The 20310-nt window shown below is 40.9% G+C and carries 14 protein-coding genes and 1 pseudogene; 8 read left to right on the forward strand and 7 right to left on the reverse strand.

The genetic code is table 11. The annotated features are described in order from the left end of the window. The first annotated feature begins 7 nt into the window (after positions 1-7). The 5 genes from ACQ93I_RS10095 (at position 8) to ACQ93I_RS10115 (ending at position 6903) form a co-directional block, all read left to right on the forward strand. A complete protein-coding gene (locus ACQ93I_RS10095; RefSeq protein ID WP_431698408.1) occupies positions 8-1714 on the forward strand; it encodes a RagB/SusD family nutrient uptake outer membrane protein in 1707 nt (568 codons plus the stop codon). Between the two features lie 179 nt (positions 1715-1893). Further along, a complete protein-coding gene (locus ACQ93I_RS10100; protein ID WP_431698409.1) occupies positions 1894-3888 on the forward strand; it encodes a beta-N-acetylhexosaminidase in 1995 nt (664 codons plus the stop codon). A 77-nt stretch (positions 3889-3965) separates the two neighbouring features. Further along, positions 3966-5204, forward strand: a complete 1239-nt coding sequence (locus ACQ93I_RS10105) for a DUF3472 domain-containing protein (protein ID WP_431698410.1) — start codon at positions 3966-3968, stop codon at positions 5202-5204. Positions 5205-5367: 163 nt separating this feature from the next. Then, positions 5368-6600 carry a glycoside hydrolase family 27 protein gene (locus tag ACQ93I_RS10110; protein WP_431698411.1) on the forward strand — a complete coding sequence of 411 codons (1233 nt, stop codon included), beginning with the start codon at positions 5368-5370 and terminating at the stop codon, positions 6598-6600. Positions 6601-6675: 75 nt separating this feature from the next. Beyond that, positions 6676-6903 (forward strand): hypothetical protein, encoded by a 228-nt coding sequence (locus ACQ93I_RS10115; protein WP_431698412.1) that lies wholly within the window; start codon positions 6676-6678, stop codon positions 6901-6903. Positions 6904-7172: 269 nt separating this feature from the next. On the opposite strand, the gene ACQ93I_RS10120 is transcribed toward ACQ93I_RS10115, so the two are convergent. The 4 genes and pseudogenes from ACQ93I_RS10120 to ACQ93I_RS10135 all read right to left on the reverse strand — a co-directional run bounded on the left by ACQ93I_RS10120 (position 7173) and on the right by ACQ93I_RS10135 (position 12090). Further along, positions 7173-8012 carry a beta-galactosidase small subunit gene (locus ACQ93I_RS10120; RefSeq protein ID WP_431698482.1) on the reverse strand — a complete coding sequence of 280 codons (840 nt, stop codon included), beginning with the start codon at positions 8010-8012 and terminating at the stop codon, positions 7173-7175. A 78-nt stretch (positions 8013-8090) separates the two neighbouring features. Next, positions 8091-10304 (reverse strand): annotated as a pseudogene (locus tag ACQ93I_RS10125) (glycoside hydrolase family 2 TIM barrel-domain containing protein); the annotation flags it as partial. 39 nt (positions 10305-10343) lie between these two features. Continuing rightward, positions 10344-10544, reverse strand: coding sequence for a hypothetical protein (locus ACQ93I_RS10130; protein WP_431698413.1), 201 nt, complete (start codon positions 10542-10544; stop codon positions 10344-10346). Positions 10545-10611: 67 nt separating this feature from the next. Further along, positions 10612-12090, reverse strand: coding sequence for a Gfo/Idh/MocA family protein (locus tag ACQ93I_RS10135; RefSeq protein WP_431698414.1), 1479 nt, complete (start codon positions 12088-12090; stop codon positions 10612-10614). Between the two features lie 439 nt (positions 12091-12529). Here ACQ93I_RS10135 and ACQ93I_RS10140 point away from each other — a divergent pair, with 439 nt between their 5' ends. Continuing rightward, a complete protein-coding gene (locus tag ACQ93I_RS10140) occupies positions 12530-12661 on the forward strand; it encodes a hypothetical protein (RefSeq protein ID WP_431698415.1) in 132 nt (43 codons plus the stop codon). A 278-nt stretch (positions 12662-12939) separates the two neighbouring features. Here ACQ93I_RS10140 and ACQ93I_RS10145 read toward each other — a convergent pair whose 3' ends face one another. Further along, on the reverse strand, positions 12940-15312 hold the full coding sequence (locus ACQ93I_RS10145) for a glycoside hydrolase family 2 TIM barrel-domain containing protein (protein ID WP_431698416.1): 2373 nt from the start codon (positions 15310-15312) through the stop codon (positions 12940-12942). An 81-nt stretch (positions 15313-15393) separates the two neighbouring features. Then, positions 15394-16119 (reverse strand): NUDIX hydrolase, encoded by a 726-nt coding sequence (locus ACQ93I_RS10150; protein ID WP_431698417.1) that lies wholly within the window; start codon positions 16117-16119, stop codon positions 15394-15396. Positions 16120-16223: 104 nt separating this feature from the next. On the opposite strand from ACQ93I_RS10150, the gene galK reads away from it, so the two are divergent. Both galK and ACQ93I_RS10160 read left to right on the forward strand, forming a co-directional pair. Then, on the forward strand, positions 16224-17384 hold the full coding sequence (galK, locus tag ACQ93I_RS10155; RefSeq protein ID WP_431698418.1) for a galactokinase: 1161 nt from the start codon (positions 16224-16226) through the stop codon (positions 17382-17384). A 5-nt stretch (positions 17385-17389) separates the two neighbouring features. Further along, positions 17390-18430 (forward strand): UDP-glucose--hexose-1-phosphate uridylyltransferase, encoded by a 1041-nt coding sequence (locus ACQ93I_RS10160; RefSeq protein WP_431698419.1) that lies wholly within the window; start codon positions 17390-17392, stop codon positions 18428-18430. Positions 18431-18551: 121 nt separating this feature from the next. Here the strand turns inward: ACQ93I_RS10160 and ACQ93I_RS10165 are convergent, their stop codons facing one another. Next, on the reverse strand, positions 18552-20228 hold the full coding sequence (locus tag ACQ93I_RS10165) for a sodium/sugar symporter (protein WP_431698420.1): 1677 nt from the start codon (positions 20226-20228) through the stop codon (positions 18552-18554). Between the last annotated feature and the right edge of the window lie 82 nt (positions 20229-20310).

Genomic DNA, 20310 nt, shown 5'->3' on the forward strand with positions numbered 1-20310 from the left:
GAATATCATGAAAAAAATATTTACAACTTTCTTGGCCGCAATATTATTTTTAGCCTGTGAAATTGACCGCTTACCTCATGGTAGTATGGATTCTGGAACAATTGTAGATGATCCTGATGCTGCTCTTGAGGCATTGCTGAATGGAACCTATGCACAGTTAAAAGCATGGTCGGACCCCATGCACAGGATGGGAGAATACGCGGGAGACAACATGATGATACGTGGATCATCTACAGATGCTTTTTATGAATTTACCTCCTATGCCCGTACTCCAAATAACTACAGACTAACCCAGTTCTGGGATTCTGGTTACAAAGCTATTGCTCAGGCTTCAAATGTCATAGCTATGATTGACGAGGGACAGAGTACAGAAATCGACAACAGTATAGGTGAGGCTTACTACATTCGTGGAATGATGTACTTTTACCTTACCCGGGCTTTTGGCCGTCCATATTATCAAAATCCAGAAACAAACCTGGGTATTCCTATTGTTAATGGAACTCCCGAAGATGTCATCAACCTCGAATTACCCGACCGCGCTACGGTTGCAGAGAGCTATTTGCAAGCCATTAAAGACCTGAAAAAAGCAGAAGAACTTTTAACTTTAGATAAAGAACCTATCTATGCTACCAAAGAAGCAGCTCAGGCAATGTTATCCCGTATATATTTGTACATGAGCGGGACCTATGAATCTCCTAACACAGAATTCGCTCAACTTTCAATAGAATATTCTGACAAAGTAATTAATTCTGGAAAGTTTTCTCTTTTACCGAGAGAACAGTTCATGGAGTATAATACCTATATTCCTGAAAACAATCCAGAGACTATATTTGCGATTAAACGTGTAGCTTCAGAATTCTCGGGTTACGATCACTATTATGGTGTAGGGGGAATGTATGCCAATATAGGTGGAATGGGCTGGGGAGAAATGTATGCCAGTGCCCGACATATAGAATTATTAAGTGAGACAGGACGAAATGACTGGCGTCCCAACAGCTATTACATGAAAGATGCACGTGCAGCTTTCATCCGCCCCACTTACGCAACAAATTCTGAAACAGGAGAATACACTGAAGTTTTTCGTTTTATCAAAGAAGATGGAGAAATTTTAAATTATGTGCAGGCTGAGATTACCCGGAGTGGTGGTAACATTACTGCAACAGAAGGAACTAACGATTATTCACTCACCCCCATTGACAGTGAACAGGGAATTTACTCCATCCAATATGGAAATAAATCTTATACTGGAGTTATAGATAATTATATAACACTTAACCGGGTTTACCCTCAATTTTACATTACAAAAGCCTCACTCGAAGGTGAGGAATCCCATTTACATTCCCCTGTAATAAGTCGTTTAGGAGAAATCTATCTCAATAGAGCAGAAGCCTACGCGAAATTAGGAAATTATAGTGCTGCTTTGGCAGATTTAAATACTATTAGAGAACGTTCTATCGTGGGAGGAGGGTACAGTGATTTAAATGCTTCAAACGCTAGTACCTTAATTGATAAGGAGCGCCAATTGGAACTTGCTTTCCAGGCAGAACGAAGTTACGACGTGTTTAGGAATGGCAAAACTCTGGAACGGGAGTATCCAGGCCCCCACAATCAGTTTGAGGATATTACTGCCACTGATTATCGCGTGATATATTTCATTCCACAAGATGCCATTAATTCCTACCCTGGAACTTTGACGCAGAACCCTACTCAATAATTGATGAACATCGAAAATAATACAAATCAGACTTACCTGAATTAGAATTAGCCATATTCTAACCTCTACTGTAAGGCCCTGCTCAAATTTCAGCAGGGCTTTTAATTAATAATTCCTTTACCAATACAGTTTATAAGGCGAAGAATTAAAGGAATAGTCATCGATCAAAAACATTTTCCATGAAAAAACTTATTGCAACTATTTTAATTTTTTTTATAAGTCTTACTTGTGCTCTTGCTCAAAATTCCATAAATATTATCCCGGCACCCCAGGAATGGAATCCCATTGGAAGTGAAATACATTTTAGAGCAGTAAATGTAAATTCAAATCCTACCACTGCACCAAAAGAACGATTATTATTAGAAAGGTTTAAACTTGAACTTATTGACCTTGGAGTGACCCTTGTAGATGCTCCAGGTGATTCTGTTCTAAATCTGGAATTTGACACAGAGTATTCGGACATTAATGCTCAGGAGGATGCTTACCAGATAGAACTGGATATGAATACCACTATAAAAGCCGACTCATACAATGGCATGGTTCACGCCACCAGAACATTGCTGCAGTTGTTCTCTCAGGCTAACAATAGTGGTGAACTTTCAGCCGGAACAATTATCGACTTCCCAACTTACGAAAAGCGTATGTTGATGATTGACGTCGCTCGTAAATTCTTTACGATAAGCGAATTAAAGGATTTTATAAGGATTATGGCCTGGGTAAAGATGAATGAACTTCATTTACATCTTAGCGATAATTCCTGGGGAGGTTACAGTGCATACCGCCTGGAAAGCAAAAAATACCCCGAACTCACAGCAAAAGATGGCTATTATAGCTGGGAAGAGATTGAGGAACTTCAGAATTTTGCAGCCTCTTACGGAATCACGATTACCCCAGAGATAGATTCTCCCGGGCATTCCCTGGCCTTTACAAATATACGTCCCGATCTTAAGAGTCCGTGGCTAAGCCCCAATTATCTGGATATCACTAATGAAGATACATACGAGTTCATGGAAGAAATACTGGCAGAAGTCATTCCTCACTTCAATGCTCCAGATTTTCATTTAGGTACAGACGAGTACCGTATTAACAGCATAAAAGACGACTCTCTTAAACTTAAAATTGGAGATACATTCCTAAAATATATAAATCACTTTAATAGAGTGGTCAAAAAACACGGAAAAAACGCCCGAATCTGGTCGGGATTTGAAAATATGCCAGGTCGCACAAAAATAGACAACGATGTGATCATAGACATGTGGGAAACCAGTGCTGCCAAAGATAAATCTAAAGAAGGGTATAGTTTAATTAATTCCTCCCACTATTTCTCCTATATAGTTCCCGGAGCTCCTTATTATGGGGTGAACAATAAATTCATTTATGAAGAATGGACTCCTCTCATCTTTAGTAATCAGGAGGAACAAAATCTGTCTCACGGTGATCAAAATCTCTTGGGAAGTAAATTACACATCTGGAACGACTTTGGCCCCACAGGCTATAACATTTCTGAAATTGCACGCCTGGTGCTGCCTTCTATATTTGTTTTTTCTGAAAAAATGTGGGGTACAAAAGGCTACGACTCGGTGGAAGAATTTAATAGTAAAGCATCAGCTTTAATAAAAATTCCGAACACTACGATCCTGTCACGGTCTTTTACCAATGAAAATACCATACTCAGCAAAAATAAAATTAATTTATCCGGAAGTTCAAAAATAGAGACTGGTACAGCATTAAAGAATGTAGAGTATCCCTGGTCCGTAGAAATTGTCCTTAAAAGAACAGCCTCCTCTCCCGGTAAAGAAGTACTGTTATCTTCACAATTGGCGACAGTTTATACAGATTTGGAATATACTTTTAAAGAAAATGACACCTCGTACTCAAAAAGAGGTGTTGCCATTGTTCGGGCAAATCAAACAGAAGGAGATACCCCTCTAACCTCTCATAATCCAGATGTGATAATTTTTGAACATAACATTCCCATCGGTAAAACCACTCATCTGAGAATTGTAGGTGAAAAAGGCAAAACAACTTTATACGCTGATGGAAAAATAATTGGAAGCAAGAATATCCAAACATTGTTTCCTGTTGAATTCATTGGCTCCCAATTAGAACCTGTCTTTCAGGGTATTATTCAAAATATTAAGGTAAAACAGCTTGAAGAAAAAAGTCCTTTTTGACCCCACATTGGGTTTACAAAAGGAATTGTAGTCATGAACTTAAATTTTCTCTGAATAAACTAGTAATCCTCTTTACAATGAAAAATTACCAGCTTGTAGTTATCGTTCTTTTAAATATTCTCCTGATTTCCTGTGAAAATAAGGGATCTTCTAAAGAAACTTCGATACAGTATACACAACGCATCCCCGCAGGAGAAAATTCATGGATTTCCCACAATGAACAGCACGATCATCAAACTATAACAAAAGAAGGAATCCGAAACTGGAACGGTAGCGAACCTCTAAAAACCTACTTCAGGATTTCAGAGGAAGGTCAGCTAAGTGTGGGCTTGCACGTAAAAACCTCTTCTGAAAAAGTTGTTTTAAAGGCTACTTTAAATGGTGCAAGTAAGAACATAACTCTCAAAAATGTCATTTTTGGTGATGTTTATCTGGGAGAGTTTACAATCAACCAGTCCGGATACCAGGAACTTACTTTGGAAATATTACAGCCAGATCCAGATGTTTCTGTGGATATAAATGAAGTTTTATTAGCAGGAAATGCTGCAGAAGGTGATGTGAATTTTGTGACAGACAATTTCCATTTTGGGCGTCGGGGTCCCTCTGTACACCTCCGTTATCCTATACCGGAGAAAAGTGAAAAAACACTATATTTTTATAACGAAATAAAAGTCCCCGAAGGCGAAGATGTAATTGGCTCCTATTATATGGCAAACGGATTTTCTCACGGCTATTTCGGCATACAGGTAAATTCGGAGAGCGAACGCCGCATCCTTTTCTCGGTATGGAGCCCTTATGACACGCAAGATCCTGCTGAAATCCCCGAAGACCAGAAAATAGTATTGCTGAAAAAAGGCGACGGAGTGAATACGGGCGAATTTGGGAACGAAGGTTCCGGCGGACAAAGTTTTAAACGCTATATGTGGAAAACAGGAACAACATACCGCTTTCTATTAAAAGGCGAACCTGCCGGACCCGATCATACTAACTATACTGCATATTTTTATGCGCCAGAAAAAAGCCAGTGGGAACTCATAGCCAGTTTTAAAAGGCCCAGGGCCAGTAATTACCTTGGTAATTTATATTCTTTCTTAGAAAATTTTGTGCCTGCCACCGGTGATACTGCTCGAAAAGCTCATTATAAAAACCAGTGGATCTATGATAAAGACAAGGGCTGGATAGAACTCACCAAGGCTATCTTTACGGCTGATGCCACCGCTAACCAAAAAGACAGACTGGATTATGCAGGTGGGGAAATTGACGAAGGTTATTATTTGAATAAACTGTGGTTTTTTCGACGATTTCACCCCTGTTAACTCCGATTTTAGTCGTGAAGCCAGTAAATCTTCTCCACAAATAAATTTTAAAGAGCTTCCATAGCCTAGTCTAAACGAAGAAAAAGTTGATGTCAATAGATTAAACTCAGGATCACAAAATAAACTTTCATTATCTTTATAATTGCTCCAACACCTCACCATTATGCACTATTTGAAACCTTTTTTATTTTTATTTATTTTTCTTTCTTTTTCTTTTACCTCAAATGCTCAAGAATCATTGCTGGCTCCTACTCCACCCATGGGATTTATGACCTGGAATTATTTTGGAGATGATATTAATGAACAAGACATCAAATCTATGGCCGATGCTATGGTAGAGGAAGGCCTTGTAGAGCTGGGCTATGATTACATTTTTATTGATGACGGCTGGCAGGGCGGGCGTGATAATCGAAACAACATTATTCCCGATCCAGAAAAATTTCCTTCAGGCATTAAAGATTTGGCAGATTACCTGCACAGCAAAGGAATGAAACTTGGCATCTATTCCGATGCGGCACAACTTACCTGTGCCGGCTATACAGCCAGTCTTGGGTTTGAAGAACAAGACGCCAAAACTTTTGCATCCTGGGATGTAGACTATTTAAAATACGATTACTGTGGTGCCCCAATCGATAGAGAAACTGCCGAGAAAAGGTACTCTAAAATGGCTGATGCTTTGCAAGATTCTGGCCGGGAGATCGTGTTTTCTGTATGTGAATGGGGACAGCGGGAGCCATGGCTATGGGCCAAAGAGGCCGGCGGACAGTTGTGGCGTACCACCTACGACATTCGGGATAAATGGAGTGCAAACGCTCCAAAAGGAACCAATCTTCATGAAGAAAGTATAGGTTATGGAATACTTGATATTCTGGAAATCAATGCCGAGTTAGATGAATATGCCGGTCCGGGAGGATGGAATGATCCAGACATGCTGGTTGTAGGTTTAAGGGGTAAAAGCGGCCCTTCTGGAGATCAGGGAGGTCATGGTGCCACAAATACCGAATATCAAAGTCAAATGAGCCTGTGGTGTCTTATGGCTGCGCCATTGATGATAAGCAATGACGTGAGTAATATGGATGAAGAAACCCTAAGAATACTAGCTAATAAAGATATAATTGCCATAGATCAGGATCCGTTGGGCAAACAGGGCAAAAGAGTAATTAATAAAGACGACTGGCAGGTTTTCGTGAAACCTCTAACCGATGGAAATTATGCAGTTGGCATCTTAAATACTTCTGAAAAAAAACGAAGATTTAAAGAGAACCTGGACAGTTTAGGTTTGAACGGAAAATATAAACTGCTGGATGTATGGAGCAAAAAAGGTTATGGAAAAACTGACAAGTTAAATTTCCAAGTTCAATCCCACGAAACATTAGTGTTTAAACTGAGTCAATAACACTTTTTTAATATCACAGGTTTAAAAGTTACAACCTCAACTTATACTAAACCTGGGCTGCAGGAGACACCTATTTTGTTTACCCCGGGGGGAAGGACTTCCATAAGGTTTGAAAAACACCTTGCAGGCATTCAGGCCTATGATAAAATTCAGGTTTTCAAAGAAGAATTCAGAAGCAGCAATGATCAAAAGGCTCTAGAAGAATTGGAAGAAACCCTGTATCTTTTCAATAATAACAACTTTGAGCAGACAACAGCTTCCGAAGTAATAGAGAAAGTAAAACTCGTAATCAATTCCCTTTAAAAGTTCTGAACTACCAAAAATTACTTGTCAAAAATGGCATTTTTCACCTGAATAATTCCTCAATATAATCTACCTTTTATGGAGGATATAAATCCATTCAGCCAAAAAAAAAGGCTAATCTTGACCATGAAAGAGCCTGTACAACTATTCCTCCAGGAAAACCGCGGCCAATTTAAACTTGGCTCCTAATCACTATTAAACATAAAAAAGCCTGCCAGATTTAGGTAGGGTCTAAATCCGACAGGCTGCACTACTGCTCAACCAAAAATTCACAGCGGCTTAATAATATAGCTATAACTATAATTTTGAAAGGGCATACGGTATTTTTCTAAGGCTAAACTTCCCCAGCTGTTTATACCAGCAACACCCATTTGTCGTAAATCAATATCCAGGTAGGTGTGTTCTCCTTTTTTCAACAGCCTGGAATGTTCCTGTCCTTTTTCTGAAGAAGGATACAGTTGTTCCTTAGTGTAAGGTAAAGCCGAAACATTCAGCAGGTCTTCAGTGAAACTAACTTTAATACCTGTGTTACGGCCATTTGAGATCTCGGCCCAACGCACATCTGTTTTATTGCCAGATTCCTGTGGCCTTACATAGGGATGGTATTGCTCTTCTACACTTCCTTTATAGATGCCAACCATGGCGCTAAATTTTCGGTCTTCATAACTCTCCCATGGGCCACGACCATACCATTTAAAAGTGTCAAGTTTCTTCGGAAGCAATAACTCATTCCCAAATTTTAACAACATCTCATGATCTCCTTTTACGGCTTCAAAATTATTATCCACCTTGAGTACGCCATCATCGAAGATGGTAGTGACCTGGGTCAATTTGGCATCTCCCTGTAACACCTCGTAAATAACTTTAACCTGAGTGGCTCCATCTGCGTTTTTACCATGTGTGAATTCCACAACTTCAAGTTCAGGCTGCTTTAGATAATCAAGCTTTCTGTTTAGTCCCCCTCCAAAGTCATTATCAACCAAGGGTCTAAAAAGGCTTAATTGCGGACCTTTTTCTATGAGAACATCCCTTTTATACTTATAATTTGAGAATCTGCCGGTCGTTTTATCGAAAGTGATTGAAAAAGAACCTTTTGAAAAGCTGATCATCTGATCCTTTTCATCCACTTTTAACTCAACAGCTTTTAAATTTGTGTATTCAGAAACAGGAGGAGTAACAGCAAACTCAGCTTCGGCTAAAAGAGTACCCGAAGCCACAAAACCTTCTTTTGCAGCAAGTCTGCCGGTAAAATGCAATCTGTATTCTGCTGCTGTATCTATAGGCACACTAAAAGGAATCTCTACTGCAACCGTATTTCTTGGAGCTATAGAAAAACTTCCTAATTTTTCAGATTTTATTATTTCTCCATTCTTCAGTAAAATTACTTTAAATTCATAGTTGGAAAGATCACGGAAGAAATATTTATTGAAGATCTCCACCTTCTGTTTGTCTTCGGTTAAACTGAAACCAACTTCCTGGTATACCTTTCGCACTTCATAGGAGTGAGGGTTCCAGGATCGGTCGGCCATAATAATTCCATTTATCAAAAAGTTGTTATCACTTGGAGTACCTTCAGGCCCCCAGTCTCCGCCATAACCAAAGACCTTTTTTCCATCTACCTCTTTATATATTCCCTGGTCTACCCAATCCCAGATATATCCTCCCTATAATTGAGGATATTTTTCAATCATCTCCCAGTATTCCTTAAAGTTCCCCATGCTGTTTCCCATAGCATGAGCGTATTCACTCATAATGTAAGGTCTTGTAGGATTGCTCTGCGCCCAGCGTTCCATAGACGCCGGGTGAGGGTATTGAGGTACAATAATATCGGTATTCCACTCGGTAGTAGAACGTTCGTATTGAACCGGCCTGGTAGGATCAAACCCTTTAAGCCAGGTATAGGCATTGTAAAAATTGTACCCATTCCCTGCCTCGTTCCCAAGACTCCAGGCTACAATCGAAGGATGGTTTTTATCCCGCTCCACCATTCTTTTGATTCGCAACATGTGGGCATGTTCCCACTCAGGATCGTTACCTAAAGTGCTTTCAGGATCATAATACATTCCGTGGGACTCAATATTGGCTTCATCAATTACATAGAAGCCATATTTGTCGCACAACTCGTACCAGTAAGGATCATTGGGATAATGAGAAAGTCGAACCGCATTCATGTTGAGTTCCTTCATAATACGAATATCTTCCCGCATCTGCTCCCGCGTCATCACATGAGCAGTTTCAGGGTGAGATTCGTGGCGGTTTACACCTTTAAACCAAACAGGTTTACCGTTGACTAAAAACTGATATCCGTCTATTTCATAAGTTTTGAAACCAACATTGGTTTGGATTACCTCCTTCACCTTTCCTTCGGAATCTAAAAGTGTTAATTCGAGAGTATACAAATTGGGAGTTTCAGCCGACCAGTGGTGTACATTCGGAATTAATTCTTTGAACTGAAGCACTGTTTTTCCAAGCTTCCGCTTAAGACCAATCGTTTTTTGTTCAGCTTTATAAATTTCATTATGAGAAGCGTCAAAAAGTTTAGCTACCACTGTATTTTCTCCCTGATCTTTATCAGTCTGGTTCCAAACCTCCAGGTCTACTGAAAATTCTCCGTCAGTATAATTATTGGTTAATCCACTTTTAACAAAGAGGTCGTAAAAATGCACTTTTGGACGGGCGTATAAATAGACATTCCTTTGAATCCCACTAATGCGCCAAAAATCCTGCGCCTCCAGGTAACTGCCGTCACTCCAGCGACGGACTTCAATAGTAATCTGGTTCTTTCCAGGTTTGACAAAATTGGTAAGGTCATACTCAGATTCCAGTTTACTATCTTCACCTAAACCAACATACTTGCCATTAACATAGAGCCTAAAAGCCGATTTTACAGCTCCCAAATGAATAAATACCGGCATATCACTCCAGTCTGCAGGGAGTTCTATCTCCCTGCGATAAATACCTGCAGGATTTTTTTCATTCTCTATAAACGGGGGATTAGGATTCTTAACGGCAAATTCGAAAGGATGGTTCACATAGATTGGTGTTCCATAGCCATTAAATTCCCAGTTTGCCGGAACATTGAAATCGTCCCAGCCTGAATCATTAAAATCTACTGCTTCAAAATTTTCAGGAAGATCATTATAATGTTCTGTCCAAAAAAATTTCCAGGTTCCGTTTAGGTCAAGAAAACGGTTGGAAGCTTCTTTGTTTTTCTCCTGCGCTAATTTTTGGTTTTCATAAGGAAAATAAGCAGCACGCATAGGAAGCCTGTTCTCGGCCTGCACATTGGGGTTTTCAAAAATGGGATCGCGTTCTCGATCCTGCGCATTTAAAGAATGAAACACTGCAAACAAAGCCATTATTATTATTGTAGAGGTACTTCTAAATAAACGCATGGACATAGAGGTCAATTTTGATTTAATTAGCTTCGGAAAAAAATTTTAGTTGAAATGGTATTTTTGGAACCTCCCGGTATTTTCCATTCCAGCTGAAGTTCGGGTTTCTTCCCACATCACCATAGCCATGTCATCAACCAAAACAAATATAATATTAGGCTGCCCCTTCTTATAGAGTTCCTGCCCTACACCAGGAAAAGTGACCAGGGCAAGAACAATCACAAGAGATAACAAACGAAAGTTCATAGTAAGGAGGTGGAAATTCATCTGGTTGAAAGACTTCCATTTAAAATTCGTGAAACATTAATAGTTTCTATTCAACAGATAACTGCTTACTCTTTTCTTTTCTATCTAAATTTCTTACTCCGGTCGTACCTCCGCCTTCCAAGGTCAGCGTTACGGGTTTGTTAGTTTTCCATGCGCCACGAGTAAAATCGGGCACTTCAATAGAATTAGATTTATTGGCTATAGACCATTCGCTAAGAGAAGTAATGCTACTCCAGGACGCCGCATCATAAACATCCATATCCATGGGAAGGCCATTTCTAAGACAGTCAATCAACCTCCAGTCCATCATGAAATCCATACCTCCGTGACCACCAACTTTTTTAGCCATTTCTCCAACTTTACGCACAATCTCGGGAGAATATTTTTCCTCAAGTTCTTTCATTTTATCTGCATCGGCGATGTCATGTCCAAAAGCGATGTGCTTTAAAGGCCATTTTTGAGCAAAGCACTTTGTGCCACTCAACATGTGAATACGGGAATAGGGTCTTGGTGAGCTAATGTCATGCTGAATCATAATGGTGCGCCCTTTATTCGTTTTGATAAGCTGAATATCCATATTTCCTCTCATATTGGCTCCAACAAATTGTTTCAAAGCGGGGTTTTCTTCAGCTTCCTCTTCAATTCTTTTGCTCAGGGTAAAATCATCACTCATAATAGAGGTGAGATAATCCATCTTATCTCCTCTATTAATATCCATAGCCTGGCAAATTGGACCTAAACCATGAGTAGGATATACGTTGGCATGCCGTTTATTTTCCTCAAGGCGCCAGTATTTGTCATAAGCACCATCGGTCATTTTATCATCCTGAGGTTTATTAAAATGCCAGTAATCAAGATCGTGGATATAAGCACCTTCGCCATGTATAAGCTCTCCAAAAACACCCTGTCTTGCCATGTTGAGCGTCAATAACTCAAAGAAGTCATAGCAGCAGTTTTCAAGAATCACACAATGTTTTCGAGTTCTCTCAGAAGTTTCAACGATTTGCCAGCATTCTTCTAAGGTACGTGCAGTAGAAACTTCAACAGCGGTATGCTTTCCGTTTTCCATAGCTTCAAGAGCAATGGGTATGTGCCATTCCCAGGAAGTAACAATATAAACCAGGTCAATATTATCACTTTGACACATTTCTATGTAGCCTTTTTCTCCATTGACATATTCGGCTGCTTTTGGTAATCCGGCTTTCTGTAGGATTGTCTGCCCCCCATCAACAGCAGCCTGCCGTGTATCACAAAGCGCTGTAATTTCTACACCTTCAATAAAAGTCATTCTCTCTACTGCCCCTGCCCCACGGTCTCCAATCCCCACAATCCCAACTCGAACAGTATCCAGTGCAGGTGCAGCATAACCCGACATATTAAAATTCATAGCCGGCTGCCTGCTTGCAGCAGCTTTAATTTGCGTTAATTTCTCCTCGCTGGCACAGGATGTTAAAAATGCCCCAGTAGCAATAGCGCCCGATCCAAGGGCCATATTTCTTAAAAACGATCTTCGATCTGCACTCATAATAGATATTTTTTATTTCTTGTTGATTTTCTCTTCTGAAGAATGGTTAATTAAGGATGAAACCTGATTCTCAAAAATATAAAAAAGTATTAAAATATTCGATAATGAAAGTTAAAATTTCATTTTAATAAGAAAATTAAAAGAATAAAATTTTCGTTACCTTATTTAAAGCTTAAAGATTATCTAGTTTTCTGAATGCTTAGCCGTACTAAGCGACCGTTTATCTCTGCAGAATCGCAAAAGTCTTCCAGGACAATTTTCCTGACTTAGTTTTTTAAGCTTACAAATTGGGTGCGCTTTATTGGCCCATTTTATGGGGTGTCAAAAATGACATTTTTGGAGCCTATATTTCTCCAACCTGTATGTACGTATTTGATACAGCGAAAAAAAGGATAACATTAATCGGGATCCTATCCCGACATTAGATTATGTAAAGAGTATGATCAAAACACTTTCAGATTACCAACTGAATTTCATAAACCTTTACAACGAGCATACCCTCCGCTATGAAAAATTTGCCGATATCGCACCTCCTGATGCCTTTACTCCTGCAGATATTACTGGTTTATAGAAATTTGCTGCTCCATATCACGTCACCATTTTTAGTAACCAGCAGACATTTGGACATATGGAAGAGATCCTGAAAATTCCCTTTTACAACAAAATCGCCGACAATAAATGGAATTTATATTTCAGGCTGCCTTGAAAATCATGGGAAATGGTCCTTGATTTTTAAGACAGCTTTTTTATTGTTACAGGTCTATCTTCCATCTGAAAAACGAGTGAGTTCTTCAGCAGAAAAAAATTAACTATTTTGAGATTAGATGAAAAAAAAATAATGAGGCTAACTTACTCAATCGTAATTTTGCTAACAGGCATACCTTCTGCTGTAGCCTCAATGGTTATAGGGGCTTTGAATTCTTTTGTTCTTAAAAGGATCGTGGCAATTCCGGCTTCGGCATTTATGGGGTTCTGCCCTACTAGTTGGGAATTTTCTCCGGAAATGATCTCAAAAGTCACCGGCAAAGTGGAATTATGAACCAATGATCCGTTTGCATCAAGAATTTTAGCATAGATAAAAACTACATCTGAAGTCTCCCGTGCAATCTCCTTTCCGGAAATATCTACCGAAAGTGCCATTTTTGACACCTCTCCCGGCGTGCGTACTAAATGTGTGGCGACTTCTTTCCCATCAATGAAACCAACAGCTTTTAATTCCCCCGGAACAAATTCAGGAATCGAAAAAGTGTACGGCGGATACCATAATTCATCTGAAAAGGACGTGAGTTCAGGTTCCTTTTTTTCTATCAGTTCGCCATTTAGGTATAAAGCCACTTCTTCAGCATTGCTGTATACAGTGATATCTGTGGTGGAATTGGGTTGCCAGTAATTTGCGATGTATACCATAGGTTCGGAAAAATTCCCCTGATATGGCGGCTTCTGACTCTTATAAAAGTAGTAACTAAACTTTGGGATCCTGAAAATATCTGAAATTCCTGAAGCTTCAAGATCATCGGCATAACCGCGATTATAATCGAACATGAGCCAGTTTGACATTCCAATGGTTTGTTCGCCTTTTAAGTTAGAATTTGTGGCTTCCTGATAATTCAGTGCCTGCTGTAAAAGCCTTTTTTCACCGGCAGTTCTCAGCTGCCTGCTGGTTCGCTCCTCTTCCTTAAGATCGCCAAAAGCTTTCTGGTTAAAACCGGCATTTTGAGCGTAATATTCCCAATCACCGTATTCAGCAATTAAAATAGGTCGGTTGGGTTCGTTGTAGTCATTCCAGTAAGTCGGCGGTTTTGCATGCTGGCGTGCAGGGATAAAAAGGTCGTAAGAAGGGTGATCTATCCAGCCGGCACTAAAAGTATTGTCGTAAGGCAGTTCGGCTTTAAGGATTTTATTGGCTTCCACCATAAATGCTTCGGTCATCCCCGATTCATTCAGGGAATTCTCCCAAAAAATAACGCTGGGATAATTGCGGTCCCTGCGCACCATGTCTTTAACATCCTGCAGCGCATTTTCAGCAAATGTTCCTTCCTCAAAATACTGCCAGCCGGGAATGGCATTCATCACCAGCAAGCCCAGCTCATCACAGGCTTTCAAAAATGCCGTGGCATGTGGGTAATGCGAAAGCCGCACAAAGTTGAAACCTGCCTCCTTGATCTTATACGCATCGCGATAATTGGCTTCGTCAGAAATAGCGTAACCCACGTAGGGATATTCCTGGTGGCGGTTGGTGCCATTGATGAACAATTCCTGGCCGTTGAGATAAAATGCGTTTCCGGTAAGTTCGATCTTTCTAATCCCGGTGGTGATGGCCTGCCGGTCTATAACTTCTTCGCCTTCCAGAACTTCAACCTCCAACTGGTATAAATTTGGATGGGAAGGGCTCCAAAGCTTCGGGTCTTCTACGGAAACTTCAGCCGTAAAATGTTCATCCCGGCCAGAAGCCAGTTTTTTCTGAGGTGTCAAAAATGTCATTTTCACGCCTTCTTTCGAAGTAAAAATGGCACGCACTTTCAGTTTTTTTTCAGCTTCAGCATCATTGACAACATGCACTTTCACAAATCCGGAAGCTTTTTCCGAAGAAATGCTATCGAAATGCACTAAAATTCCGCCGCCGTTCACCTCTTTTGCATAAACAGGATCTGAAATATGTACCAGATTGGTCTTTATGAGCTGTACGTTTCGATAAATGCCGCCATAAAGGTTGAAATCGAGATCGGCCAGCGGTTTACCGGGAGGAATGGTGGCGTCATCAACATTAATGACCTCTACTTGTATGCTGTTTTGGGAATTATTCTTCAAAAAAGGCGTTGCGTCGACAGTAAAAGGGAGATATCCGCCTGTGTGGGTCTTTACCAGAGAATCATTGATGCTCACATGCGCCTCCTGCATTACCCCTTCAAAATGGAAAAACCACTTCTCATTTTTGGCCTTTTCAACAGGAAATTCTTTGCGATAAATTGATTTTCCCTGCCACTGGTCATTCACCACCAAAGGCTCAATCTTTACAGAATGAGGCAAAACCACCTCTTCTACAGATCTTTCTGTTAATACTGAAGGATCTTCGCGGTAAAATTTCCAGTTGTTGTTAAAGTTGATGACCTGCCGGGGAAGCTTCTGCTGTGCCCCTACTTTTTTGGAAGGAGGTAGGGACTCGCAACCAAAAAAAGTAAGGGATAAACAAACTAAAATGATAAATTTTAACTGTTGTTTCATACAGCAGTTTATAAATGTAAATATTACCATTATTTCTGAAATTAAAAAATATTTTTAGAAAAATTTCTTCTGAAGGATTGTTTAGAAAACGCCAAAATCACTTCCGCCTTTTATGAGGTCGCTGTAGCGCTGGTGATCGAACTTGTAGAGAAATGCGCCACGTTTTGAAGTAGATTTATCTTTCTCGTCAAGCTTTACCAGCACATTATGGGAGAACACTTTTTTGCGGAAGTTCCGGGTATCGAGCTCCCTTTGAAAAATAGCCTCATAAACACTTTGAAGCTGCGGGATTGTGAATTTTTCGGGAAGTAATTCAAAGCCCAATGGTTGGTACCGGGCTTTATTTTTAAGTTTTTCAAGAGCGTCGGCAACCATTTGTTCATGATCGAGCACCAAAGGAGGTAGATCGTTCACATCATGCCACACCGCTCCATGTTCTTTTACCAGCTCTTTATCGTATTCATTGAGCCTGATGAGGGCATATTGCCCCACCGAGATACACCTGTAACCGGGATCTCTGTCTACAGCACCATACACCTTCAGCTCTTCCATGTAGACCTCTTTGAGGTCTGTGATCTCCTCGAGCACCCTTTCGGCAGCAGCCGAAACATCTTCATCAAGCTTCACAAAACTCCCAATGAGCGACCACTGCCCTTCTAAAGGCGAAACCCTCCTTTTAAACAGCAACAGCTTTAAACTTCCGGCATCAAAGCCAAAGATGATACAGTCTGTCGCCACCAACATCTTCTCGCTTTGTTCATAGAACTTTCTCGTGACAGCCGGCAGGCCCTCTTTCTCTTCGTACATTAACAGTGATATTACTTACTACAAAAAAACCATTTTTTTTCGGATTAAAAAATGATTGTACGATATACAATTATTAACTTTGAGAAAATTAAATTTTCAGCATTGTGAAAAATATAACGGAAGATACCGTACCAGAACCTTTCAGAAATTTTAAAAAAAAATTCACGGTATATGCCCCCGGCAGGATCAATCTTATTGGTGAGCATACAGACTATAACAATGGTTTTGTGCTGCCTACAGCAATAGATAAGACCATTAAACTGCACTTTAGAGCCAACCACTCTCCCTACACCTGCAACGTGTACAGCAAAACTTACCAGAAATACTTAAAATTTGATCTCCGGCAGATCTCCAGAAGTGATGAAGAGTGGGAAAATTACATCTTAGGGGTGGTCAACGAAATACAGAAACTGGGGGAATATCCCGAAGGTTTTGATTGCATTATTGAAAGTGATCTACCCGTGGGTGCCGGCATAAGTTCTTCTGCTGCGCTGGAATGTGGAGTGGCCTTTGGCCTGAACGAACTCTTTCACCTCGATCTTTCCCGCCAGGCCATAGCCGAGCTTTCGAGGAATGCCGAACACAATTATGTGGGCACAAAATGCGGGATTATGGATCAATATTCTTCGATTCTAAGTAAAGAGGGACATCTTATCTTGCTCGACTGCCGCAATCTTGAAGCTACTTATATTCCGGCCGATTTTGAAGGCCACAAACTGCTGCTTTTAAATACAGGAGTGTCACACAGCCTTGCCTCGAGCGAATACAACACCCGCAGAAAGGAATGTGAGGAGGCCGTAAAATTCATAAACCAAAGATACCCCGAAGTTGCCTCGCTTAGAGACGTCAACCTGGCACGCCTGGCCGAATTTAAAGACACCCTGCCCGAGCTGCTTTACACCCGGGCCCATTATGTGGTTTCAGAAAACGAAAGAGTGCTTAAGGCTGTAGAAGCTATGAAGCAAAAAGACCTCGAACAATTTGGGCTGCTCATGTACCAGTCTCACAAGGGCTTGCGCGACGAATACCAGGTGAGCTGTAAAGAACTGGATTTTCTGGTAGATCTCACTACCGAATATGCTCCGGTTAAAGGTGCCAGGATGATGGGCGGCGGCTTTGGTGGCTGTACCATCAATTTAATTGAAGAAAACGCAATTGAAGAGTTTATAAAAATTGCTTCGGAAGCATATCAAAAGGAATTCAACATCACTCCTGAAGCTATAGTCGTATCACCCGAACAGGGTACCTACCTCATCAAAAATTAATATTCATGTCTGAAGATTTCAATACTCATCCTCACAAAAGGTATAATATTTTAACAGGAGAATGGATCCTGGTGTCTCCCCACCGCACCAAAAGGCCCTGGCAGGGGCGACTTGAGAAAGTGGCTGAAGAAAAAAGGCCTTCTTATGACGCCGACTGCTTTCTTTGCCCCGGAAATAAAAGGGCTAGCGGCGACACGAATCCAGATTATGTAGAGCCTTATACTTTTCGGAACGACTTTTCTGCTTTATTACCGGGAGGCCCACAGGAAGACTTTGAAGATGGATTGTTAAAGGCAAGTTCTGAAACAGGCCTTTGCCGGGTAGTTTGTTTTTCCCCCGATCATTCCCTCACGCTGCCCGTAATGGAGACAGAAGATGTTATTAAGGTCATACAAAAATGGAAAGAAGAATATGCCGACCTTGGTAGCCGGGAAGATATTAATCACGTGATGATCTTCGAGAATAAGGGTGACATGATGGGTTGTAGCAATCCGCACCCGCATGGGCAAATATGGGCCCAGCTTTCTGTTCCGGTAGAAGTACAAAAAAAGACCGAACATCAGAAAAAATACTGGGAACGCAATAAGAGAAGCCTTTTAGGAGACTACCTTGAGCAGGAATTAAAATTAGAAGAAAGGATCGTCATTAAAAATGAGCATTTTGTTGCCCTTGTGCCCTACTGGGCAATTTGGCCTTACGAAACCATGATCATCCCACGGCGGCAAATGCAACATATTGGCCAGCTTACTGCGGAAGAGGAAAAAGCTTATGCAGAGATCCTGAAACAGCTCACCATAAAATACGACAACCTGTTTCAAACCTCTTTCCCCTACTCTTCGGGAATCCATCAACAGCCCACAAACAACAGCGATTATCCCGAATGGCATTTCCACATGTCTTTCTATCCCCCGCTGTTAAGATCTAAAACCGTAAAGAAATTCATGGTGGGATATGAACTCTTTGCCGGCCCGCAGAGGGACATCACTGCTGAACAGGCTGCAGAAACACTTAGGGAACTTCCCGAAAAACACTATACGCAGGAATAGGTTGTCAAAAAAGGCATTTTTGGCACCTATCTTCAGCTTCATCCATTTCAATTTCTGAAGCACCAGAATAAAAAAGACCGTCGTTTGACGGTCTTTTTTATTTATAAACTTCCGAAGAGACCTACCAGAAAATTGCGTACAACATTGTTACGATCAATAAGATTGCAAAAGCACCAATGTTAAAGGCCGGCCCTGTCTTAAACAGGCTTTTGGTAATAATAATTGCTTTTGGATGCGTGGCACCTTTATTCTCAATATAGCTAAACAACATCATAATCGCCATGGTAAGTATCCAGGTGATAAACATTTGATGCATAAATGGCAATTCCACGAAAATCGGACTATCACTCCATCCGGAAGGTCCTACTTTGAAATATAATGCAATAGGAATAGAGATCAACACCCCAAAAATGGCTGCATTGTTTGTAGTTTTTTTCCAGAAGAGCCCAAGCATGAATACAGCCAGAATACCCGGGCTTACCACCCCTGTGTACTCCTGTATGTACTGGAAGACCTGCCCTAAACTTCTAAGTTGTGGCGCCAGTAACACAGCAATGACAAGGGCAAGGGTAGCTGAAAGCCTTCCTACAGTTACGAGGCGTTTTTCAGAAGCTCCTTTTTGTATGTAAGGTTTATAGATATCCATCGTAAAGATGGTTGCAGTCGAGTTAAGCATAGAGGCAATTGAAGAAACTATGGCCGCCGCAAGAGCTGCCAATACAAGCCCTTTTAATCCAACTGGCACAAATTCTTTGATCAGCCATGGGAAAGCATTGTCATTAATGATCCTGCCACCTTCAGCAACAAAAGAAGGATCTGTAAATTCAGGCCCAAAAGCTCCGCCGGGGCCGGTGTTCATCACGTAAGCGATGATTCCCGGTACAACTACGATCAACGGAATTAAAAGCTTCAGAAATCCTGCAAGAATGATCCCTTTTTGAGACTCCCGCAAACTTTTGGCCGCAAGGGTCCTTTGAATAATATACTGGTTAAAGCCCCAATAGTAAAGGTTTGCTACCCACATCCCTCCAAGCAGAACGGCCAAACCGGGAAGATCCCACCAGGCATCTTTCCCGCCAGGGGTAATGATCTCTCCTTTTTCAAGGATCATAGAGAATTTTTCGGGCACCTGTTCATATATGGTGACAATACCAGAAATAATTCCGCCGTCTTCAGAAACATGAGAAAGACCAATATAAGTAGTGATCAAACCACCCACGATCAAAAGAACCACCTGTACAACATCTGTCCATGCCACGGCAGCGAGTCCGCCATACAAGGAGTAGGCAGCTGCAAACAGCGCAAGTCCTATAATAGAATACAGGAAGATAGATCCATCTCCCGAACCTACAATAGTATCTAAAGCAGTAGCACCCAGGTAGAGAACCGATGTAAGGTTAACAAATATAAAAAGTGCGATCCAGAAGACCGCAAGGATTGTTTTTAGGTTCGTACTGTACCTTACCTCAATAAATTCAGGAATGGTGTACAGCCCCTTTTCTATAAAAATGGGAAGAAAGTATTTCCCCACAATAATAAGCGTAATAGCCGCCATCCACTCGTATGACGCTATAGCCAGCCCAATTGCAAAACCGGAACCCGACATTCCAATAAATTGTTCTGCGGAAATGTTGGCCGCAATAAGCGAAGTACCAATAGCCCACCACGGAAGCGACTTACTTGCCAGGAAGTAATCTTCTGAAGTTTTTCCTTTGCCACGGGAGACCCATAGTCCTATCCCAATGATCATCAATGCATAGCAGGCAAAAATTATCTTATCGAGTAATGCAAATTCCATAAAACCAAAAATTAAGGAGAATTAGTGATCGCAGGCCACCACCACACAGGTCGTGGCCTACTAAAATTTTGTTAAATATAAG

Origin of the sequence: Salinimicrobium sp. WS361, assembly GCF_050750585.1 — a bacterium.
Taxonomy (GTDB): Bacteria; Bacteroidota; Bacteroidia; order Flavobacteriales; family Flavobacteriaceae; genus Salinimicrobium.